The 23,021-nt window shown below is 35.7% G+C and carries 19 protein-coding genes and 1 pseudogene; 6 read left to right on the top strand and 14 right to left on the bottom strand.

Translation table 11 applies throughout. The features are described from left to right. Positions 1 to 114 precede the first annotated feature (114 nt). The 6 genes from Q0X66_RS05045 to Q0X66_RS05070 are packed head-to-tail and all read right to left on the bottom strand — an operon-like array spanning position 115 to position 9,761. Positions 115 to 1,350 (bottom strand): YaiO family outer membrane beta-barrel protein, encoded by a 1,236-nt coding sequence (locus Q0X66_RS05045; RefSeq protein ID WP_297703848.1) that lies wholly within the window; start codon positions 1,348 to 1,350, stop codon positions 115 to 117. Then, positions 1,350 to 3,746 carry an LTA synthase family protein gene (locus Q0X66_RS05050; protein ID WP_297703850.1) on the bottom strand — a complete coding sequence of 799 codons (2,397 nt, stop codon included), beginning with the start codon at positions 3,744 to 3,746 and terminating at the stop codon, positions 1,350 to 1,352. The genes Q0X66_RS05045 and Q0X66_RS05050 overlap by 1 nt, the downstream gene beginning before the upstream one ends. Before the next feature lie 4 nt (positions 3,747 to 3,750). Continuing rightward, positions 3,751 to 5,178: a glycosyltransferase gene (locus tag Q0X66_RS05055; protein WP_297703852.1), complete on the bottom strand. Its 1,428-nt coding sequence runs from the start codon at positions 5,176 to 5,178 to the stop codon at positions 3,751 to 3,753. Continuing rightward, entirely contained in the window at positions 5,171 to 7,627 is a 2,457-nt protein-coding gene (locus Q0X66_RS05060; protein ID WP_297703855.1) for a HEAT repeat domain-containing protein, read from the bottom strand. The genes Q0X66_RS05055 and Q0X66_RS05060 overlap by 8 nt, the downstream gene beginning before the upstream one ends. A gap of 3 nt (positions 7,628 to 7,630) precedes the next feature. Then, a complete protein-coding gene (locus tag Q0X66_RS05065; protein ID WP_297703857.1) occupies positions 7,631 to 8,002 on the bottom strand; it encodes a response regulator in 372 nt (123 codons plus the stop codon). A gap of 1 nt (position 8,003) precedes the next feature. Beyond that, positions 8,004 to 9,761 (bottom strand): ATP-binding protein, encoded by a 1,758-nt coding sequence (locus Q0X66_RS05070; RefSeq protein WP_297703859.1) that lies wholly within the window; start codon positions 9,759 to 9,761, stop codon positions 8,004 to 8,006. 194 nt (positions 9,762 to 9,955) lie between these two features. Here Q0X66_RS05070 and Q0X66_RS05075 point away from each other — a divergent pair, with 194 nt between their 5' ends. Further along, on the top strand, positions 9,956 to 11,242 hold the full coding sequence (locus Q0X66_RS05075) for a dipeptidase (protein WP_297703861.1): 1,287 nt from the start codon (positions 9,956 to 9,958) through the stop codon (positions 11,240 to 11,242). A 456-nt stretch (positions 11,243 to 11,698) separates the two neighbouring features. Here Q0X66_RS05075 and Q0X66_RS05080 read toward each other — a convergent pair. Beyond that, positions 11,699 to 12,554, bottom strand: a pseudogene (locus tag Q0X66_RS05080) (DUF72 domain-containing protein). A gap of 193 nt (positions 12,555 to 12,747) precedes the next feature. Here Q0X66_RS05080 and Q0X66_RS05085 point away from each other — a divergent pair. Next, entirely contained in the window at positions 12,748 to 13,155 is a 408-nt protein-coding gene (locus tag Q0X66_RS05085) for a glyoxalase (RefSeq protein WP_297703863.1), read from the top strand. On the opposite strand, the gene Q0X66_RS05090 is transcribed toward Q0X66_RS05085, so the two are convergent. After that, the gene (locus Q0X66_RS05090) at positions 13,147 to 13,827 is read right to left on the bottom strand and encodes a DUF2461 domain-containing protein (RefSeq protein ID WP_297703866.1); all 681 of its coding nucleotides are present in this window, start codon (positions 13,825 to 13,827) and stop codon (positions 13,147 to 13,149) included. The two genes, Q0X66_RS05085 and Q0X66_RS05090, sit on opposite strands and share 9 nt — an antisense overlap. A 92-nt stretch (positions 13,828 to 13,919) precedes the next feature. On the opposite strand from Q0X66_RS05090, the gene epsC reads away from it, so the two are divergent. Both epsC and cysM read left to right on the top strand, forming a co-directional pair. Then, positions 13,920 to 14,714 carry a serine O-acetyltransferase EpsC gene (gene epsC / locus Q0X66_RS05095; RefSeq protein ID WP_297703868.1) on the top strand — a complete coding sequence of 265 codons (795 nt, stop codon included), beginning with the start codon at positions 13,920 to 13,922 and terminating at the stop codon, positions 14,712 to 14,714. Continuing rightward, on the top strand, positions 14,704 to 15,588 hold the full coding sequence (gene cysM, locus Q0X66_RS05100; protein WP_297703871.1) for a cysteine synthase CysM: 885 nt from the start codon (positions 14,704 to 14,706) through the stop codon (positions 15,586 to 15,588). Before epsC ends, cysM begins: the two co-directional genes overlap by 11 nt. On the opposite strand, the gene Q0X66_RS05105 is transcribed toward cysM, so the two are convergent. From Q0X66_RS05105 to truA, 3 genes are read right to left on the bottom strand one after another with little or no spacing between them, the layout of a single operon-like run. Next, positions 15,539 to 16,387 (bottom strand): alpha/beta hydrolase, encoded by an 849-nt coding sequence (locus tag Q0X66_RS05105; protein WP_297703873.1) that lies wholly within the window; start codon positions 16,385 to 16,387, stop codon positions 15,539 to 15,541. The two genes, cysM and Q0X66_RS05105, sit on opposite strands and share 50 nt — an antisense overlap. After that, positions 16,388 to 17,248: an alpha/beta fold hydrolase gene (locus Q0X66_RS05110; protein WP_297703875.1), complete on the bottom strand. Its 861-nt coding sequence runs from the start codon at positions 17,246 to 17,248 to the stop codon at positions 16,388 to 16,390. A 45-nt stretch (positions 17,249 to 17,293) separates the two neighbouring features. Further along, positions 17,294 to 18,076: a tRNA pseudouridine(38-40) synthase TruA gene (truA, locus tag Q0X66_RS05115; RefSeq protein WP_297703877.1), complete on the bottom strand. Its 783-nt coding sequence runs from the start codon at positions 18,074 to 18,076 to the stop codon at positions 17,294 to 17,296. Positions 18,077 to 18,269: 193 nt separating this feature from the next. Here truA and Q0X66_RS05120 point away from each other — a divergent pair, with 193 nt between their 5' ends. Both Q0X66_RS05120 and Q0X66_RS05125 read left to right on the top strand, forming a co-directional pair. Continuing rightward, positions 18,270 to 18,710 carry a hypothetical protein gene (locus Q0X66_RS05120; RefSeq protein ID WP_297703879.1) on the top strand — a complete coding sequence of 147 codons (441 nt, stop codon included), beginning with the start codon at positions 18,270 to 18,272 and terminating at the stop codon, positions 18,708 to 18,710. Positions 18,711 to 19,022: 312 nt separating this feature from the next. Next, positions 19,023 to 19,502: a hypothetical protein gene (locus Q0X66_RS05125; protein WP_297703881.1), complete on the top strand. Its 480-nt coding sequence runs from the start codon at positions 19,023 to 19,025 to the stop codon at positions 19,500 to 19,502. Positions 19,503 to 19,672: 170 nt separating this feature from the next. On the opposite strand, the gene Q0X66_RS05130 is transcribed toward Q0X66_RS05125, so the two are convergent. From Q0X66_RS05130 to hisIE, 3 genes are all read right to left on the bottom strand, one after another. After that, a complete protein-coding gene (locus tag Q0X66_RS05130) occupies positions 19,673 to 21,142 on the bottom strand; it encodes an AAA family ATPase (protein WP_297703884.1) in 1,470 nt (489 codons plus the stop codon). A gap of 50 nt (positions 21,143 to 21,192) precedes the next feature. Continuing rightward, on the bottom strand, positions 21,193 to 22,335 hold the full coding sequence (locus tag Q0X66_RS05135) for a VWA domain-containing protein (RefSeq protein ID WP_297703886.1): 1,143 nt from the start codon (positions 22,333 to 22,335) through the stop codon (positions 21,193 to 21,195). Positions 22,336 to 22,399: 64 nt separating this feature from the next. Further along, positions 22,400 to 23,005 (bottom strand): bifunctional phosphoribosyl-AMP cyclohydrolase/phosphoribosyl-ATP diphosphatase HisIE, encoded by a 606-nt coding sequence (hisIE, locus tag Q0X66_RS05140; RefSeq protein ID WP_297703889.1) that lies wholly within the window; start codon positions 23,003 to 23,005, stop codon positions 22,400 to 22,402. Between the last annotated feature and the right edge of the window lie 16 nt (positions 23,006 to 23,021).

Consider the following 23,021-nt stretch of genomic DNA (forward strand, 5'->3'; position numbering starts at 1 on the left):
TATCAATAATCATATAGTAAACGTAAAAAAATCAATAATATTACCCAATTAAATGTGGTGAAGCCAGCTAATTTTGTTGTAAACTATCAATTTGTATCGGTCAGGCAATGTAAATTAGAACTTTGTATGGTACCTAAATCCGGCAGTAAGCGCCAAAAAGAACTTACCCGGATCAAAGACCAGTTCCTGCCTTGTGATGCCAAGGCTAGCCCTGTAACTGTTAGTTAAGCTATTGCCGGTAAACTGATATTCGAAAAGAAGTTGCTGAGATTCCACAAAAAGCAATGTCTGGGCCAGTATTATATCACTATCAGAGATGAGTTGCTTAATTTCAGGGGAATAGCCCAAAATCAGGTTTGCTCCAAAATAATTTTCACGGTCCTGAAAATACTTTCGCGCCAAAAGACTACCCGAGATGCCCATAGGGCCATCAGATCTTGGTGTAATATAAGGTCTCAAGGAAAAATAATAATTTCCATTGTAAAGCCCTACAGAACCAGTATAAATAATAGCCCGGCTGGTTACGAAATCCAAATAACGCATTCCCGCTGATACTTCAAACGCTTTTGGGAGATTAGCATAGAGCTCAGCCCCTGCTCTATGGTTTGGAAAAATCTGCGAATTGGAATACCCATAATTGGTATAGGCGTAGAATGTTTTAGAAATTTTGGGATAGAAATCCATCTCATATTGTAATCCGTTGGTATTAAAACGGTTGCTGAAGTTTATTCTAGGAATTATTTTTCCTATCTCAGTTTCGCGAATATACTCCACACCGGAATAAATCATAGGGTCATATACGATATCAAATACATCAAGGGAATTAACAATTCCTAACCTATTCTTATCGGATTTAGACTCTGTTTCCTTCAATTCTTCTTTGGCACTCGTTTGAGAAGCATTTTGTTTTTTGTGAATCTCATTTATAATTTCATTGCGCATTGTTTGTATATCCGGATCAGCTTCCATAAAAGTTAGCGCTTTGTTTGCCAAACCCAAGGCGATTATATAATTCTCGGCATAAATTTCATTTTTGACAGCAGCTATCCACACTTCTTTATTCTGTCTTTCTACTGAAGTTATTTTGTTGAAATGTTTCCTTGCTTCAGTATGATTACCATCCCAGCTGTATGTTTTAGCAAGAAGGTTTCTGACATCTGTATAATCGGGGTATTTAGAAAGAATTAGCCGTAAAGTATCTCTGGCGACACTATGGTGCCCTTCAAAAGCAAGATCCCTGGCGACAAAGAAAGAATTGTCCGGATTGCCCTGATATGCCAATTCTTGTGCTATTCCCTTTTGAAGGAAAAACAACAGAAATAACCCTAAATATATGATTCGATATAACATTAGTTCCTATTAGAAATTAAAGGTGATTCATCAATTGATTTTTGTAATTTTTTTTGATTGTCTTCCAGTTCTTTATTTTTATCAATTTTCTGCCGAGCCCGCTTCATTTTGTTTTGTACTTCTTTATTCTGAATGTTATTCCTCTCTATCATACGTTGAAGAGACAAAGCGCGATGGTTATTATCTGACCAGAAAAAGACATCTAATAAAGCGGCATAGCCATCAGCATATATAGGGTACTTTTGAATAGCTCCTTCCAGAATATCAATTGCGATATCATACCTACCTTCCCAAGCGTGGATTCTTCCCATTAATATTTCCGTATCCGCATGACCCGGTACCTGAGATAAAATATATCCACTTAAAAGAAGGGCACGTTGCGTATCACCTTTAAAGGCTAATTCTTTTGCTGTATTGTACGCCTTATCATAGTCACTACTATTAAAAACACTATTTATCCAAACCATCTCCTCTTTGGAAGGGTTAATTTTTAGTTGAGCGAACAAGTTTAATGAGGAAGGAATAATTTTGTTATTTTTCATAACGTATTTATTGACCGCTTTGAAATACTTATAATGTTCTTTTACCTCTTGTTTTAATACTGAAGGATCAGGATCTGTCAATTTCAGTTCACTATCAAGTTCAAATAAATTACCCCCAGTAAGAAAATGATTGCCGTAAACAAAATCCTGAATATTGCTATTATGTCTCAATAGAGGAATCTTTTTAGTTGAGTCAAATACCCCATCATGAATTAGTCCTTTCCCCAGCCAGGCAACTTCATCTGGAATTGTTATATCATATCGCGATTCTAATAGCCCCAGGATTGCCGGTGAAACGTCTTCGTGGGAAACCAAAGAAGCTATCTTTGCTGGCTGCTTTAATAAAGGACTGTAGATAATTAAAGGCACCCTGTATCTTCCTAAATTATCTTCCTGCGGCAGATCGGTAAGGTTATGACTGCCGGTAATTATAAAGATGGTGTTGGCGTAATCCTGATTTCCGGCATATGAAGAGAAAAATGATTTTAATGCACTATCAGCGTAAATAATACTGGCAAAAACCTCTTTATTCTTTTTTACCAACTTTAAAGGCCTTGACTGCATTTTTCCTTCAGCTAAAATTTTGTCAACCTTAAGGATATAAGCTTCTTTTTCAGGAATAAGAAAGGGCTTTTTAGAGCTTAAGGTAAAGAAGACATCTAATCTTGGTTTTTTAGAACTAAAGAGATCATTTTGCCATTTCTGAAAAAGTTCTTTATCAGGATACCCAAGGGATATTCCTGCTGCATCTTCATTTTGTTTTTGATATTTGCTTCCAAACCCTTTGCTGTCCAAAATAAAATCAACTCTTTCTTCATAGATAAATTTGTCTAATTGATTTAGTGCACTGTTCCCACCATAGTTAAAAGAAGTAGTGTAATTATTTTTTTTAAGGATCCCATAAATAGTCTGTCTGGCGGGAGAATCAGACGAATTGGTAAAACCATTCTCTCCAAACGGCAAAGAACCTAATAAACACGGTAATGCAGCATGGCTTTCTCCAGCATTACTCAAATAATTATTCCAAACCATGGATTTGGCCTGAAGCGAATCTAAAAAAGGAGTAAATCCATGATATATTGACCTATCACCAACAAAATCTGATCCCAGACCTTCTATCATTATAAAAACCAAATTGGGTTTCCTATCCTTTAAATTAAAGTAGGGAGCAAGTCTTTTATTAGGAACATAGTTGTGTAATAAAGGATACTCTTCTTCTCCTTCATACTTATTAAAATCAAAAATCTCATCAGCTACACTATACGCTAAATGCTGTAGTTTATTTTCGTTAACTGGGTTTTTATCGGAAGTTAAAGTGGCTAGAAATAAACTAAATAGAATAATAGTTAGTGGAAACATCCGGCTAATACCACCATATACGGAAGCTGTAAATTTATAAAAGAAGTATAGAAACCCTGCCATAACGGGTAGCAAAAGCAAGATAGAGAGTATCAAGGTAGATGCAGATGTCCTACTATTATAGACTTCTAAAAATCCTGTACCAAGTATGTCGTAGTTTCTCACATAGAATTCTATTAATAAGCCCTCTATAATTAAAATAACAATGAATAGAATGCATGTAACTTTTAATCCCAAAGAATGTTTCTTATCCTCCAAATAATTAAATAGGAAAGCCATAAAAACACCGATCATGGCTGTAAAACCAGAATGATGCACAACTAAAAGTAATAGGCTTTTAGTCAATACCCCATCGAGAACACCCGCCATATACAGGCGTACGTTTTGATAAAATGACAAAACCACCAAACATAAGAAAAAGGCCATTATAAGGCGTATAAAGTCCCTTAAGGTCTTTCGCCCGGCATTTTCCGAAATGTTATTGACTTTCTGCATTTTATTATGTTTTAGCAAATCCTTTTCGTACCTGTGATCCCCAGCCCGTTTTTACTTTAAACAGTTTCTTGTAATTACCCCTAATGGCCGACCATACCACTAAAGGGTGAAATGTAATTGGTTCAATTATTGCACACAACATAAGAATAAGTATATCCTTAGTCTTTGAATATTGATTGTAAGAAAACAGTTCCCATAGAATTGCATAGAATGAGAACATAATGGAAAAAGTATAGACTGTAATGGTAATGGCTAAAAAGAAGTCAACGTTTAGAATTCCCATATAGTAAAATATGATAACAGAGAAAAAACCTATGAATTCTAAAATTGGGGCCAGCCATTCATAAAAAAACCAATAAGGATAACTAAGCATACCAAGTCGGCCAAACTTAGGATTAAAAAACATATCCCTATGTGCAAACAGGGTTTCCAGGTTTCCACGTGCCCATCTATCTCGCTGATTTACCAGGTTTTTAGTACTTTCCGGAACTTCTGTCCAACATAGTGGATCCGGGATATATTCAATAGTATAGGGAAGTTTGCGCTCATGCATATGACGCCTCATTCTAAATACAATCTCCATATCTTCTCCTACTGTTTTTGTATCATAACCACCTACTTCCAGGGCTATTTCCCGATCGAAGAATCCAAAAGCACCAGAAATGATAAGCAGACTATCTATACGGCCCCAAGCCATCCTTCCTAAAAGAAAAGATCGGGTATATTCTAACAATTGAAATCTGGCCAGCCAATTTTTTGGAAGCCTTATCTCCTCCAAAGTTCCCCCTGAAATTTTACTCGAATTGGCTACACGAATTACACCGCCAACGGCAATTACCCTTTTTTGAGTTCTTTGATAAAATGATTTTACAACATGTAATAACGCATCAGGTCTTAAAAGGCAATCCACATCTATGCAGCCTACATATTTATTTGCTGATAGTTGTATGCCCGTATTTAAGGCATCAGATTTACCACCATTTTCTTTATCAATAACTGTTAGCTTTGAGAAGGAGCGCTGCCTTGATTTGTAAACTCCGCGTATAGGTTTTGAACTCCATTCGGGGTCTATTATCCGTTCCACTTTCTCCAGATCATAGGCGTCTATCATTTTCTGTAAAGTGTCATCCTTACTTCCATCATTAACCACCATTACCTCATAATTCACATATTGTAGGGAAAGAAGAGACCGTATGTTTTCAACTATGGTCAACCCCTCGTTATAGGCCGGAGCAATAATAGTAATGCTTGGTGCCAACGGTGAAGCCATTATCCTGGATAGGTCGACGAAGCTGTTTTTATTTCTATAATGGATAGAATTTCTTGTAGACAAGTACCCCATAATACTAAACATGGCGAATAGTACCACTGTAAACACAAGAAAAACAATGTTTATATAATCTATGAATATTTTGAATAAACTACTATCCATTAAACTTCTCCTTTAGTTTTTTCGGGAATGAAATGATATTTCCTATGAGCGAACTCAATACCTTCTCTTCCTTTCTATTCTCTTCTTTTTTATTGATTTCATTTATCTCCTGGTCATCTTCTAAGTCCTCTAATGGAGTGCCCACCAACTCAAAATCTAACTCAAATAGATGCATTTGATTATTGTCGTTTTCACTAATTAAATCGTTTAAAAAACAAAATTCTAAAGACTTCATGTTATCCTCTTCTTTATCCAGGATGTTCGGATCTATTGTGTTTATATGGTTTATAGAATCAGGTCTTTGTTCATCTAAACCAGGTTGTTGAGCTTCTAAGTCAATAGTTTGTATTTGAGTTAGAGTCTCTTCAGTTTCTATTTCAGGTGTTAAAAGTGCCTGCAATTCTTTTAATATTATTTCTGATTTAGCTCTTACTTTTTTATCGCTATCATTTAAAAGTGTTTTTAAAAAAAGAACTTCTTTCTCATCACCCACAGCCAATATTTCATCTAATAAAATTATTTTAGACTCGGTATCACAGGTTCGGAATAATTCCTGGAAAATGCTGAATCCTCTAAATTCCTGAATAGGATTTACATTTTCGTTATCGCTATGATCAGCCTCAATATTATAATTCAATTGAGGATCATTTAAGCCGTCAGAATGTCCAGTATTATCGTATACTTCAGATTCCTTTGCAAATGCCATCCAGTCTATCGATTTTTGGGCTATAGTTTCGGAACTTTCGAGTTCTTCCTTTGGCAACCAGTCAACTTCCAGGAATTTGTTATGCAAATTTGAAATTCTTTCTTCTTGAATTACTTGCTCTTCGTTTACTTCTATAGCTAATATGTTTTCATCCGTGGTAATCAAATCTTCTGAATCTTCCTCTGCATTCCTTTCAACAACCATTGGTAAAAATTCCAATTCTGAATCTTCCTCATTTTCATTCACATAATCTTCATCATGGGTTTTGATTTTATCAAGAATTGCCTCTAATTCTTCTTTAAAACTTTCCTCTTCCAGAATTTCTTCCCTTTCAACATCACTATTCTCAGAATTTTGAGGGTCCACAGTTGACTTTATTTTCTCTTCTTCTGATACCATCGGTAAGAAATCCAGGGGTAAATAGTTCACTTCCTGATCCGATTCATTAAATTCCGTCAGGATGTCATCCAATTCCTCCATAAAGCAGAGATCAAAAATTATTTCATCCTCAAATTCAGGATCCAAATAATCCTGTATGTCTAATGTATCTTCTTCATGGTCCGAAGCCGGTAGACCGTCGTCCTTATTTAACTCGTTATTATTCATAACTTCCGATAATTGAGTAGAATTGTCTTCTACATTATTTTTAAAATTTTTCGTGGCAATATTTTTATCAATTCCTTCTGTTGGAACATAGGTTTCTGGCGCTATGGCATTAATTGTACTTATAGCTTTACTTTTTACAAGGAAATTTGACTCTTTATTTACTATAGTTTGAAGAAATTCTAAATCTTCCTCTTTCCCTAATGAAGAAATGGTGTCGAGAATCTGTAATTTAATATCCACCTTACAGTTTCGAAAGACAGATTTTAAAGTATACAAAGCTTCAAAAACACCAAAATCCTTAATACATTGAATGGCTTCTGATTTAATCTGGTCATTCCTATGTTTTACTAATTCAATCATAGACTTATTAGCGTCATTTTGGTTATAATGCTTAATAAGCCGAAGGGCAAATAAAACCACATCCCTGTTTTTGGAGGTAAGCCAGGCCTTAAATCGCGGAGGTGAAAAGTCCTCAAAATTCCTTAGTACATCGAGTAGTTTTAATTGTTGCCACTCTGAGATTCCATATCTTGTAGTATCTAAAAAATACGCAATGCCTTCATGCTTTAATGTAACCGTTGCTATTTGCGCTTGTTTGCGCACTACCCCTCTTTTATCATTAATAAACTTTTTTATAAATCCATAAGCAACTAATACTCTCATTTGGGCTAATTCAAGTATTCCCTTAGAAACGAGCTCCCAGCGCCAACTCTTTAATTTTTTAAAGGCATCTAGATGTAGTTCAAGGTCCTGGTATAATTTATATAAACGATTACGAGAATCACCAGAAAGGTCTTTTTGAAGATCTAATAAGATCTCCGTTAATACTAATCTGCTAAATGGTGATTTCAATAGATCACGAATTTCAATTTTTAATTTTATGTATTCATAATTTTCCTCCTTTGTGGAATCTGTCTCGTAGAAGAGAAAATTGCTGATGATAGGTGCCAGTATCTTTTTTTGATGGGATACTTTCGACCTTTTAGCAGAAAGACGGTTTCTGAATATAAAAACAAATGCAAAGAATAAGATCCCGAGTCCGGAAAACAATATTGTTAAATCCCACAAAAGATCCGTATGGATCTTTGGCGCACTTATCAGCATAATGCTGCGATATGTTTGTGAGACTATTTCCAAAAATTATTTTTTATTTAGCTCCCTTCCCACCCTAACCAAAAGTTCCGAAGGACTCACTGGTTTAGATATAAAGTCATTGGCTCCTAATTCAAAAGCACTAAGAACATTTTCTTCGTTTCCTGCAGACGAAATAATGATTATTGGAATCTTTGAATTCAATTGGTTTCTTACATAATCTATAAGTTCAATTCCAGAGAAATAGGGCATCATTATATCACTGACAATAATATCAGGAGTTGCCGTTTTAAGATATTCTTTTACATCCCTGCCATCTTTCGCTAAATGGACATTATAGCCCCCTTTTTGAAGTCTATAATCCAATAAAGATGCTAGCAACTCATCGTCCTCCGCTAATAACAGATTCTTCTTTACCATCCTACTCGTTTCTGTTTTTATTTAATCGTCTTAATTCTTCATCAATCATCTTTTCTGCTTTCGGATATTCCTGAACAAATCGGTTTAGCAGAAATTGCATATGATTTTTATCTTTAGTAGTCTTTGCAGCTGTATTTAATTGCTCAACGATGGAAAACAGGTCCATCGTCTGCATCATTTTTAAACCACATTTTATCTTGTGTGCTGCGAACGCAACCCCTTCTGCATCGCCATCCTGGAGTTTCATTTTAACATTACCTATAAATTCAAGGGCATTTCTTTTGTAAAGACCTATCAGCTCCTCTAACATTTCTAACTCGCCCATGCAGTCTTCTAAAACAGAATTAAGGTTAAAGCTCGAATCAGATACCGTCTGATCAACCTGATTATCGTCCGATGACGTGTTTAATTTAAAATTAGTTTGGAGGTCATGCCTGTTTTTAACTAATTTTGATAGTAGTTCTTCCGGGCTAAACGGCTTAAGGATGAAATCATTGATTCCATAATTTTCACATTCGTTTTTATCATCAAAGGTGAAGTCTGCCGTGAGTGCTATTATGGGTATCTCCGCCACTTCTTTTTTAGTGCTCTTCCGGATTTTTTCTGTTACTTCAAACCCACTCATTATGGGCATTCTGAGATCCATGAGTACAATATCAATTGCATTTGTTTCAAGGAGATTAAGACCGTAAATGGGATTTTCCGTAATATAGGTTTTGCAACCCCAAGAGTTTAGTCGACGCTCTATAAGCCGCTGATTTAACTCATTGTCTTCAAATACCAGGATCCTCATTCCTTTTACGTCTTCCGAAGAGATTTCAGTTGGTTTAGATTTAGATATGGCAGTAGTTGAACCAGTTGTATAGGGCAGCTTGAATTTAAATGTTGTACCAACGCCAAGCTTACTTTCAACTTTTATATCCCCGTTAAGTTTATCGACGATCTGCTTCACAATGTTCAATCCAAGCCCGGCGCCACCATATTTGGAAAATGTTTGCTGATTAGCTTGTTTAAATGAACCGAAAATATGTTCTAAATCCTCTTTGGAGATTCCAATTCCGGTATCAGTAACAATGAAGTCTAATACAACCTTTTCTTTTCCCTGTCTGAGTAGTTTAATTTTAAGCATTATCTCGCCCTCTTCTACAAATTTTATAGAATTCCCAAGCAGGTTTAGTAATATTTGTGATAGTTTAGAAGGATCCCCAATAAGGTTCTCAGGGATGTTCCTGTCAATGTCAACTTCGAGTTTTACATCTTTACCCAACATAAGCGTATTACAGAGATAAACAACATCCTGTATTATGCTGAAAAAATTAAAATCAAGCATCTCGAAATTTTCCAATCCAGCTGAAAGTTTGGAATATTCCAAAAGTTCGTTGATAATATCCATAAGGGAATTGGAAGCCGATTGAATGGCGTTTACCTTATCCTGTTGATCTTCGGAAAGTTCCCCTTCTTTTAAAAGGTCTGCAAATCCAATTATACCGCTGAGTGGGGTTCGTATCTCATGGCTAACTGTTGCAATAAGCATTTCCTGTGCCTTTTGCAACTGTTCTTTTTCTTTTATCGATTCTGATTTGGAATCCTGATTAAGTGTTATATCTTCTCCCCAAATCCTTTTTTCAAGATGGGTTTTAAAGGCTTCAAAAGATTTTTTAAGACGGGTGGCTTCATCTGCAGATAATTCTTCAAATGAAAAATTATTGAGAGTCGTCTCCAGTTCCGACAATTGAGAAAGTAGGTTTTTTGGTTTCAAGGGGGTACTTTTTAGTTAATTTGATGATCGTAGATTCAAAAGTATAATTGTACGCAGGGACTTCTCAAACTCGAGTTTTATAAGCTTTATCATGTCTAAAAATCCTCATTTACATACCCCTGGGCAATTAAATGTTACCTAGCATGCGTATTATGTTGTCAAATTGCTTTATTTGTAGGTCTAAAACATATAGAATGCGTCATATTGTCGGTATTTTCTGTCTTTTATCGTTCATTGGGTGCAATGAACATAAAACACCACAAAGTTTGGATCTTGAAGCAAGCGCCAAACAAATCCATAAAAATGTGATTACGATTGATACGCATGATGATATTAATGTGAAAAATTTTACGGATAGTATAAATTACACTCAGGATCTGAAGACCCAGGTTAATTTACCGAAAATGAAGGCCGGTGGGTTAAATGTGGCATGGTTTATTGTCTATACTGGTCAGGATTCCTTAAACCCCGAAGGTTATGCTAAAGCAGAGGCAAATGCCATGGCCAAATTTAAAGCTATACACCGTTTGTGTGATACTCTCGGTTCTAATGAAATCGATCTTGCCAGAACTTCCGAAGAGGTTAGGAATATTCATCGAACTGGCAAGAAAATAGCTATGATTGGTGTGGAAAATGCATATCCGATTGGCGAGGATCTATCCAAATTTGAACAATATCAAAAATTGGGCGCCAGGTATATCTCACTTGCCCATAATGGCCATAGTCAATTTTGTGATTCTAATACAGGAGAAAAAGATAATATATGGCTATATAATGGTTTAAGTAATCTAGGTAAAGAAGCTGTATATGAGATGAATAGATTGGGTATTATGATTGATATTTCACATATTTCAAAAGAATCGATGATTCAGATTGTTTCCTTATCTAAAGTTCCAATAATAGCTTCCCATTCTTCTGCACGTGCGCTATGTGATCACAGTAGAAATTTAGATGATGAGCAACTAAAATTACTCAAAGAAAATGGAGGGGTTGTACAAACGGTGGCCCTGGATGCCTATTTAAATACTGCCAAATATGATAAAAGGGAAAATTATATGATAGGAATATACAAGCATATAGCAGATTCACTTGGAATAAAATGGATTGAAAAATCCAAATTAGGGCAACTCACCGAAAAACAACAGGATGATTATCTTGAAAATTCCAAAAGAGTTACCGAAATAGCAAGAGCAGTTGTTGCTGATCGAAACGATGTGCCGCCCGAAGTGGACGTGTCGGACTTTGTGAACCATATTGACTATATGGTTAATCTGATAGGGATAAACCACGTGGGAATAAGCTCTGACTTTGATGGTGGCGGTGGTATTAAAGGATGGTCGGATGCTTCCGAAACCTTTAATATAACTTTAGAATTGGTAAAAAGAGGATATTCTGAATCCGAAATTGAAAAATTATGGGGAGGCAATTTGCTAAGAGTACTGGATGAGGTTCAGGAATATGCACTCTCTCTTAAAAAGTAAGCCCTTACCAAACAGTAGCGAATAGTTTGAACTTAATTTGTGATTTAAGCCTAAAACATAATTAGATTTCTATATCTGTCCGAAAAAGGTAAAAGTGTTAACAAATAATTGGGGAAGAATTATAAATAATGTTAAGCTAACAATAAACTTTTCTTAATTACTTTATTATGAGGGATGAAATTGAATAGCTTTAATAAACCTAAACAATTTCCTCATGCAAACAATCAGTAAATACTTCGTTGCACTTCTTTTTTCTTTTTTCTCCAATTATGTGGATAAACCTCCATTAGAATCTAATAAGCAGGCCGGAATTCATGAAGTCCAAATTCAACTCAAGAAACATTCTGACTGCAATAAAATGAAAAAGAGTTTTTCTGAATTCAAAAATTACATTTAATGCATCATGGAGTCAGGAATAGCTTATCACAATTCTGATTCTTGCTTCCTGCCTATTTATTAATTGATATTAGTAGCAAGCGTATTTGGTACATTAAGCTTAATCCTGAATTTTTCATTTAGCTTCTTTATAAAGAACGCGGACAACAATGGAGATTCCAACTCCATGTTCTGATGAATGAAAAAATGGATATTATTAAGGCCCAAACTATGCCATTCCCAAAGCCGTTCTACCCATTCCTCCAGACGTTGATAATCACTTTTATGATTGGCTCCAACAAAACGAATAAAAGCCTCGTTGTTAGTGAGCCGCATATGCATAATGTCTCTTCTTCCGGCAGTATCTACCAAGACATTGGCAATATTTCTTTCTTCTAATAAATTATAAAGCTCATGAGCTACATGTTTATCATTAAACCAATCTGTATGCCTGAATTCCAGGGCAAGAGGAAATTCTTTGGGCCAGTATTCCACCAAGCGTACTACCCTATCCCAGTTTTTTGGACCGAAGTTGGGGTGCATTTGTAAAAATATAGTTCCCAATTTATCTTTGAAACCTGTATGCCATGTCGTTTAAACGTCTCAGGTGACTTACATTTTGAACAACCTTAGGGAAAAACTTAAAGGTATCCGGTACCATATCGTACCATGCTGCATATTGTTCAATGGGAAATATGCGATAAAAGGTGGCATTGAGTTCTATACAATTAAATTGACTGCTGTAATATGGCAATTCTTCTTTAGTCCCCCGGGGATAAAAATTTTTTAAATCCTGTCTATTCCACTTGGCACAGCCTACAAATATTTTTAATGGGCTGTTACTAACACCAGAAGCTAATATAACTGGAAGGTGAGGATGATTTTGGGGAAGGGTTAAATCTATAAGATCCGGGTGGTCTACTTTACCAAATTTCATGCTGCATCTTATTACTTTTAAACGATGATGAAATTACATATAATTCATAATATTATGGAAAAGGAACTTATACAAATAGACTATTGCACTATTTTTTTTGAAATTCTTCATGTTCATAAACAAGTTAACAACTAATTGCACTCTAAGTACAGCATGGATGGCGTATTATCTATTTTTATAGAAACTCCTTCAGATGAACCAAAGATCTGCTGACCTCCTTGGCCTAAGGCCGGAGATTCCAAATGCCAAAATAACCCCTGACATGAGTAAAGACGAGCAATTCCAGAACAAAACCTTGCGTCCTATAATCAAATTTCAGAACCCATTATTAATCGAGGCATTTAAGAACTATATTATTAAACATAAGAATGCGTTTTATGACATGAGCATTGAAAAGCGTTTGGATTACATAGAAAATGCTATTCAAAAAGACATCAAATTCCGAAATGCCCTTAAGGGAATGGTCATTGGACAATTTACGGTTGAAGAATATATGACCTATATTCAAAACTCATCGGCTCTCAATAAACGGATGATGAATATGGTAGTTGAACGTCTAAAAGACCAGGTGCAGGCTTTCGAAGCTTCGGTATTAGTTTAGAAGGGATTCTCCGTTGAGATTGGTAGTGAGGATTTCGCTCATTTGATTAAAATAGGATCTGATTTCTTTGAAGGAGGTGTTCACTTCATCAATAAAATCCTTATTCAACACTTCTTTATCGGTAAAATTTCGCACAAAAATAAAAGTTTTCTTCCTTATCAAATCAATATTAGGATCTTCCTTATTAAATCCTTTAGGAGCTGTTTTTACTTCATCCCCTACTAGTTCACCCCAAATATTCTTAAAGGAAGGCTTATTGATTACTTTTCGAAAGGCCGTGGCATCATGTTCCAATTCTTTGCGAATGCGTAATAGATCTTCCTTATTAGGTTCCCAAAAACCCGCAGCTATAAATGATTCTCCGGGTCGAATCTGCAAATAATAACCACCCCTAAGCTTTGCTCCGGCCCTTGAAAAAGAACCTGCGAAATGAGATTTATATGGAGTTTTGTCTTTGGAAAATCTTACATCCCTGTAAATTCGAAACATTTTTAGTTTTTCAATTTCATCATGTTCTTTCATCTTATCCATCAGGTTGTTATAAAATCCTTTTACACCAGATTCCAAAGATTTGAATTCAGGCTTATGTTCTTCAAACCATTCGCGATTATTGTTTTTTTTCAATTCGTTCAAAAAACGCAGTGTGTCTTTAGTAATTACTGTATTTGCCATTCGACTAAGCGGTATTAATTTTATGCTAAAGTTAACCATTTTGGCTAGATGCTTTTTAAATATTGGTTAATTTTGATACTCAAAATCGTACAATGGATAAGTCAATAATCATAAAGAAAATCATCGAAAATAAAAAGCAACCCAATCTCAGATATCGCCTTAAGCGTAATGTGGAAGATTTTACAGACCTTTTATTCCTTACTTTATTTGATATTGAAACTCCCGTTGAGACAAATATTGAATCTCTTGAAATTAAATTTGATGAGTTGATAAATCTTGCTTGTTGGGATGTTGAAAAGCCCTGTGCCAAAATATGGGGAAATTATTTGGAAAGACTGCCTATGGTCCTGGAAAAACTGAATTTAGACGCAGAGGCAATAGCCAGCTGCGATCCGGCTTCCTTATCAATTGAAGAAGTTTATATGGCTTATCCCGGTTTTTATGCAATAGCTATCTATCGACTGGCTCATGAATTATACAACAAGGGGTTTCCCCTGGTTCCCAGATTAATGACAGAATATGCTCACAGACAAACCGGAGTAGATATAAATCCTGGTGCTCATATAGGAGAATCCTTTTTTATTGATCATGCTACGGGAGTAGTCATCGGCGAAACGGCAATAATTAAAAATAATGTAAAAATCTATCAGGGCGTGACTTTAGGAGCGTTATATGTGGCTAAAAATTTGCAGAAGACTAAGCGCCATCCTACTATAGAGGATAATGTTACCATATATGCTAATGCCACTATTTTAGGTGGCAATACTATAATTGGAGAAAATTCGATAATTGGTGGAAACGCCTGGGTGACTTCTTCTGTGGCCCCAAATTCTACAGTATTTCATAGCGCTGAAATAAAAATAAAAACCTTGCCTAATGTCTCATAGTATTATAGATCTAATAGGGAACACACCTCTTGTGGCCTCAAGATCTTTAAATGTCAACCCTGGTGTTACCCTTCTGTTTAAAATGGAAGGCCATAACCCTGGAGGTAGTGTAAAGGATAGGGCCGCTTACAATATGATCAAAAGCGGGATAGGACGTGGGGAGATTAACAGCAGCAGCAAATTAATTGAGGCAACCAGCGGTAATACAGGTATTGCCCTGGCAATGATTGCCGGCATATATAAGCTAAATATTGAATTAGTAATGCCCGAAAATTCAACTAAGGAAAGGGTACAAACCATGCGTGCATATGGAGCAAAAGTTACATTAACCAATGCGGAGCTGGGTATAGAAGGTGCCCGTGACTACGCAGAGGCAAAGGTAATAGAAGATGGTTATCAAATGCTTAACCAATTTGCAAACGACGATAACTGGAAAGCACATTTCGAGACTACTGGCCCGGAAATATGGAGGGATACGGCAGGGAAAGTCACCCATTTCGTATCCTCAATGGGAACAACTGGAACTATTATGGGTACCTCGACCTATTTGAAAGAACAAAACAAAAATGTAACTATTGTAGGTGTACAGCCCAAAGATGAATCTAAAATTCCCGGAATTAGAAAATGGCCCAAAGAATACCTTCCAAAGATCTTCGACCCTTCAAAAGTTGATCAGATTATGGAAGTAAGCGAAGATGAAGCAAGGAATATGGCTAAGCGCCTGGCTAAGGAAGAAGGTGTTTTTGCAGGCATGAGTAGTGGTGGAGCAACTGTAGCCGCTTTAAAACTTGCTGCAAGCCTTAAAAGTGGCCTGATTGTTTCAATTATTTGTGACCGGGGAGATCGCTATTTATCTTCAGATTTATTTGACTGACAGGAGAAAGAATTTCCTGAATCCCATCACGATAGACCTGGAATTCCTTTAAATTATTATGTCGCCCGCCTTTTATTGTAAAGAATTTGTTTTTATTGACTGAGACGGAATTAAAAAGGCGTAAACCGGAATTATAGGGCACTACTCTATCTTCTGTGCCATGAAAAAATGCTATCGGACAGCTCACTTCTGAAATGTACTCATATGTTTTTAATGGATATTTTAAAAACCACTGGACCGGCAAATACGGGAAACGGTTTTTTCCCAAATCTAAAAGACTGTAATAAGGCGTTTCCAGGATAAGGCGAAATGGGTTGTTTTGTGATGCCACCCTAGTCGCAATCCCAGTACCCAATGAACGACCGTACAATGTAATTCCCGACTCATCATAATGTTTTAAAGCGTATTCATAAAATAGGTGTCCGTCACTATAAAGCGCTTCTTCACTAAGCTTACCTGTACTTTTTCCGTAGGTTCTGTAGTCCATAATAATCACATCATAGTTCTTTTCAACAAAAAAGAGCGCAATATTACCCCAACGGGTAAGATCGCCGGCATTGCCATGGTAATACACAATAACTCCTTCAGCTTGTTTCTGTTTAAAATGAATACCATTTAAAACGGCGCCATCTGCAGCTGTTAAATAAATTTCCTCAAAGGGTTGTGTGAAGGAATAAGTATAATCTGAAGGTAATTTAGAAGGTAAAAAAATTAGTTTTTCCTGAAGTAAATAGAGCATAGTAGATATGAGTAAATAAGCCGATAATAGAAATAGAACAATTTTTTTTAGTTTGCCCATTTAAACCTTTAAATTGTGTTTCACATGTATACTGGATCCTTTGAGATCAACTTTAATTGGTTTTTTAGTGATAATTTCACTTAACATTTTATGGTAAGATTCGAATGTATTCAAATTCTTATGACCGCCTCCAATCACTGTATGTAAGGTTGTTGAAGTCGGTTTTATTTTGGATAGCTTAACGCTGTTCTTGTAAGGTATCAACTTGTCATCTGTGCCATGAATAATATGGATAGGGCAATTTACGTATTGTAGCCATTTATAGGTAGGCATAGGAAATTTAATCAGTATCGAAAGAGGCATAAAAGGAATGTATTTTTTGGCCACTTTACTTAAACTGTAATAAGGAGCATCCAGAATCAACATTCTTGGATTGTTCATAGATGCTAGTTTGGCGGCAAAACCAGAACCTAAAGAGCGACCGTAAAGAATGATATATTTTTCGTCAACTTTTTCCTTTATTTTATTGTAGATCACCTGCATATCCCGCTTAATGGCTTTCTGCGTGCGCCTGCCTGTACTTTTACCAAAACCCCTATAATCTACCATTAAAACATCATAGCCATGCCTTGTAAAATCAACAGCAAACTTCCCCCAGCCTTTTATACTTTTGGAATTTCCTTTTAGATAGAATACAATACCCTTAGGCTGCCTTGCTTTAAATCTAAGTCCATTTATTATTGCTCCATCCCTTGTTTCAACATTGTATTCCTCTATTTCCTGGTGCTCATATTGAAACAGGAAATCCTTAGGGAGCTTTTCGGGTTTGAACATAAGGTAATCCTGAAGAAAATAAAGAAGTGCGCTAATTACTATATAAACCAGAAACAATATAACAACAATATAACCCCAACTTGGCATAGAATTACTTTTGTTTCAATGTACAAAAAATTCTAGTTACGGGGTTTATTCAAATTCAAGCTTGTGCAATAGCAGTCCAGAACCGGGAGCGATATAAGATATCTTTATTTCTGTGCCTTCAAGTAAAGATGATTCAATTTCCTGTATGCTAAGCAGACCTTTGCCTAATTGGACCAGAGCGCCCATAATCATCCTAACCTGGTAACGCATAAATCCTTTTCCGCAAATTCTAAGTATATAACTGCGCTCTGGAAAAAAACTGGCATTAATTTCTGTATTCTCTATAATTTCGCAAGAAGTTAATGTTCTTGTTACTTGTTTATTCTCTCCGGGTTTCGCGGTATAAGCCCTAAAATTGTGGGTGCCTGTATAAAGTGCTGCAGCCTTTATCATAAGGTTTATATCCAGATCCTCTAAAATGTTTGCCATGTAAGGTGCACAAAAAGGGTGGTTCTTTTCACCAAAAGAAAAAAAATAGCGGTATTCCTTAGATTTACTATCCTTAATAATATTAAAGCCTTTATCTATATAATTTATTTTAAATACCTTAATATCAGTAGGTAAGTTGTTATTAAATAATTTAATAAAATCCGATAAATCCGAAATTGGTTCTTCTTCGAGTATCAGTTGAAAAGCCGCATCTAATGCTGAAACTTTTGCATCAGTTCTCCCAGCACCTAAGATTTTGAATTTCTGTTGGGGAAGAATAAATTTAAGTGTTTTAAGAAGCATTCCTTCTATAGTTCTTTGTCCGGGTTGCTTTTGCCATCCACTATATCTGAAGCCTAAAAACTGAACTCTAATCAAGTAATAATAGCGTTTTTTCATGATGGTTAAGATAATTAAATGTAAGGTTTCCAGATAGTAATTTCTGAAACTTTGAATTTATTTCTCTACGGTCTTGATAGGGTAGTTTTGGTATTTACGTATTGACTTATCTTGGGAATTCATAGATTATTTAAAATAGGAAATACATTTTTTTGTATTTTGTATAGTATAAAACAACCTAAACTAAAACAAAATGAGCGAAAAATTAAACACAAAACCACCTGTTTGGTTTTGGATTGTGAGCATTCTAGCACTATTATGGAACTTAATGGGAGTTATGTCTTATCTGGAACAGGCATACATGACTGATGAGATGAAAGAGCAATACACTGCAGATCAATTGACCTTAATGGACGGTATTCCGGCATGGGTTACAGCTGCATTTGCTATAGCTGTGTGGGGTGGCCTTCTGGGGTGTATTGCCCTTTTACTTAGAAAAAAATGGGCCAAACCTATACTATTGCTTTCCCTTATTGCTATACTAATACAGATGGGATATTCATTTTTTATGACTAATGCTGCGGAAATTTATGGTCCGCTGCCAGGTATAATTATTCCGTTGCTTGTTATTATTATTAGCTTTGCACTGGTACAATTCGCCCGGATTGCAGAGAAACGCAATTGGATTACTTAGAAAGAAACTAATCTTTTCAAAAAGGTGCATATTTAAATATGCGCCTTTTTTTGTTTTATTCTTATTCTTATTTATTATAAAGATTCTTGAACAGATCTGGTAAAGCTTAATTTTTTTGGGACATATACTTTTGCGGACACCCTCAGCATAATCAAAAAAAGAGGTTAGAAAACGGAAACCCAAGTTGTTTTCGCAACAACTTTTTGAGGTTACTCAACATTGTTTGCGCTTCATCGAATTTTTTCAAATAAAGAATATAGGCTTACGTTAAAAATTGCAACAAGGTTTCCCAAAGCCTTGCAACCTACTTATATGAAGGCAATTTTAAAACTATTTTCCTGGAGGAAATGTTTGGTACTATCCATTGCAGTTATTGCAATACTTATAGTTTTCAACTTTTATGGTTTGTATACCAATAAGTTTTACTTTTTCAAATTTGACAACTATATATTTCCATTATTTACAGTAGTTCATTTTATTTATCTATATGTCCTTTGGTTTAAAATAAAAGTACAGGAGTATACAGATCCACAAATGCGGAATCTGGAATATGCCATGTATGGCATTTTTCTTATTTACATTTTTAAAATAATGGATACGGGATATATATTGCTTAGCTATTCTGAATATAAGGACCATATTGTGCCAAATACATTTATACCTGTTGGCACAATGATTTTTCTTTTGCAGTTCTTTCTACTTTTCATAACCATAATGACGTTTAAACACAGAACATTAATAGTGGGTCCATATAACTTTGATAACCTTAATGAGAATATTGATTCCTGGTAATAATAATTTTCTATTATGTTATGGCAATGCAAAAGACCCTGGATGAATTTCCAGGGTCTTTTCACATAAAGAAAGCACACTAAATCTGTAGTAATTTTAATGATTGTATACTAAATAAAAGTGACAAAGAATTTAAGGTGATCACAGAATTCTAAAACTTTGATTGAAGCTTATAACTTACTTATAAAACTCCCATAAAGGTCTTTAAATTGATATCCCTTTTGAAATCTGCGTTTACTTAATTTTTTATTAGCAACAAGTCCCCATAATAGAAATTCCTTAAGAAAATATGTATCCTCTTCGGGAATATCAGGCTGATACCTTTTAATAAGCGTGTTTAGTTCGGGAATGCCGTTGAGGGTATCTTCATACTCACTATCTGTTAAATTGTCCATTAAATCAAATCCCTCGCTTTCAAAGAACCAATTGATCAGGTCATCATATGGGCTTTCAGCATCCTTCTGTTCCAATTTCTCAATCTTTGGAAAATAATTGGAGAATAACGTTTTAATGGCATCTTCAAATAGTATAAGTGCAACTGTATCTGCACCTTCCTGTTCGCCTTCATATACCAGTTCTATTTTGCCAGTAATAGCCGGAATGATTCCCATAAAATCACTAAGCCTTACCTGTGTCTTATCTTCACCGGAGATCAACGCTCTTCGCTCTGCAGTGCTTAACAGGTTTTCGAAGCCCGTAATACTTGTTCGTGCACTAACCCCACTTTTTGAATCTACATATTCACTTTTCCGTGCCTCAAAACTAATCTGCTCAAGTAAATCTTTCGCCATGTCTGGTACATAAATAGATTTTACCTGCCTCTCATCTAATTGAGCCTCTTGTTCGGTAATTCTTCTGGCAATTTCAATTTCTTCCGGGTAATGCGTAAGAATTTGAGATCCTATCCTGTCCTTTAAAGGTGTAACTATACTACCCCTGTTCGTATAATCTTCCGGATTCGCGGTAAAGACAAACTGAATATCCAGGGGTAATCTCAATTTAAAGCCTCTTATCTGAATATCCCCTTCCTGTAAAATGTTAAATAAGGATACCTGAATCCTTGACTGGAGATCCGGTAGTTCGTTGATAACAAAAATGCAGCGGTTGGAACGTGGTATCATTCCAAAATGAATAACCCTGTCATCTGCATAAGATAGTTTCATATTTGCTGCCTTAATCGGATCTACATCGCCTATTAGATCTGCTACAGTCACATCTGGTGTGGCTAGTTTTTCATAAAAACGATCTTCTCTGTGCAGCCACGAAATAGGCGTTTTATCGCCCTTCTCCTTGATAAGTTCTCTACTGAACCGTGATATGGGCTTAAGAGGGTCATCATTAATCTCAGATCCCTCAACAAAAGGTATCCATTCATCGAGCAGGTTAACCATTAGCCTTGCCAATCGCGTTTTAGCCTGACCTCTGAGCCCTAATAAATTAATATTATGACGAGATAAAATAGCACGCTCCAGCTCAGGTATAACCGATTCTTCATACCCCCAAATGCCGTGAAAAGTCTCTTCTCCTTTGCTTATTTTATCACGTAGATTCCATCTTAGTTCATCCTTTATACTCCTGCTATGATAGCCTGAAGCCTTGAGCCCTCCTAAGGTGGATATTTTTTTAAAATCTATTTTCATAATTATCTAAATCTTTATATAACAATACTTTATGTAATTAATATAATGTTTTACTTTAATCTTTTTTTTCTATTTTGTTCATAATCTTCAAAAATCATTTCTCCTAAACCTTCCAGTCCTGTAAAAAATGCTTTTCCATTATTAGCTTCTGTAAAGTGCCTTATGAATTGTCTTAAATAAGGATCTTGTGCTATCATGAAAGTAGTAATGGGAATATGTAATTTTCTCGCCTGCCTTGCCGTATTGTAACATTTTTCAACAATAAAATCGTCGAGGCCAACACTATTTTTATAATAAGTACCATCCGGCATTCGCAAACAACTGGGTTTACCGTCCGTGATCATAAAGATTTGTTTATTGGTATTTCTTTTTCTCCTCAACATATCCATAGCAAGCTGTAATCCGGCGACAGTATTGGTATGGTATGGTCCTACTTTTAAGTATGGAAGATCCTTAATGGGAATGGGCCAGGCATCATTACCAAAAACCAAAATATCAAGAGTATCTTTCGGGTACCTTGTGGTAATAAGCTCGGCTAATGCCATTGCGACCTTTTTGGCTGGTGTAATCCGGTCCTCTCCATATAAGATCATAGAATGACTAATATCTATCATCAGGACAGTACTCATTTGAGCTTTAAAATGGGTGTCTTCAACTACAAGATCGTCTTCGGTGAGGGAAAAACTATCCATACCATGGTTAATCTGGGCATTTTTCAAACTTTCGGTCATGGAAATATGCTCTAAAGAATCTCCGTAACGATACTCCCTAAAATCACCGGTATGCTCGTCACCCTGACCCGATTTGCCGGTCTTATGATTCCCGGCTCCACTTCGCTTAAGTTTGCCAAAAATCTGATCTAAAGCACGCTTACGAATAATACGCTCCATTTTAGCAGTAATTGCAAGACTAGCTTTACCAGGTTCACCTTCACCATCACCACTACTCTCTTTTAATTCTTCCTGTAAAAATCCCTTTGCCTTCAGGTCCTCAATAAAATCATCAATGGTATAATTCTCATCTGTAAGTTCATACTCCTTATCCAATTCTCTTAGCCAATCCAGGGCCTCGTCCACATCACCTGAGGTATGCGTGATAAGTTCCTGAAAAATCTCAAAAAGTTTTTCAAAAGGGGAAAGTTGTGGCGCCTCGTAATTTAAAAATCGAAAGCCTTTTCCTGTTTTTATAGCCATTAGCTAAAAGTACTACATTTCATAAAATGCAGTATTAACTTTAAGAAAATTTAAAGATTTTGGACTATTCTGTTGAATGCCTGCTCTTGAGTATGTCCACTACATCATTAAGTTGAAAACCTTTAGCCTGTAATAAAATAAGGTAATGAAAAAGTAGGTCGGCACTTTCTTCCAGAAAAAGCTTGTCATTATTATCCATTGCTTCTATGACAGTTTCTACTGCTTCTTCACCAACTTTCTGGGCAATTTTGTTTATTCCACTTTTAAACAAGGAACTTACATAGCTCTTTTCATTACTGTTATGCTCTTTTCTATCCGATATTACAGTTTCAAGCTGGGTTAGAAAACCAAAATTTTGATCATTCTTTTTATCCCAGCAGGTATCGCTTCCCTTATGGCATGTAGGACCTATGGGGTTTGCAGCAATCAATAAGGTATCATTGTCACAATCAATTGCAGCATCTACCAATTTCAGATAATTACCACTTTCCTCACCTTTTTGCCATATTCTATTTTTGCTCCTGCTAAAGAAGGTAACTTTTCCGGTTTCCAAAGTTTTTTTGAGGGCATCCTCATTCATATAACCAAGCATTAGTACATTTTTGGTAGTATGGTCCTGGATTATTGCCGGTACAAGTCCATCTTTATTTTTGTCAAATGCTATTTCCATAGTTCAATTCTTTTAT

It is taken from the genome of uncultured Eudoraea sp. (assembly GCF_947260015.1).
Classification (GTDB): domain Bacteria; phylum Bacteroidota; class Bacteroidia; order Flavobacteriales; family Flavobacteriaceae; genus Eudoraea.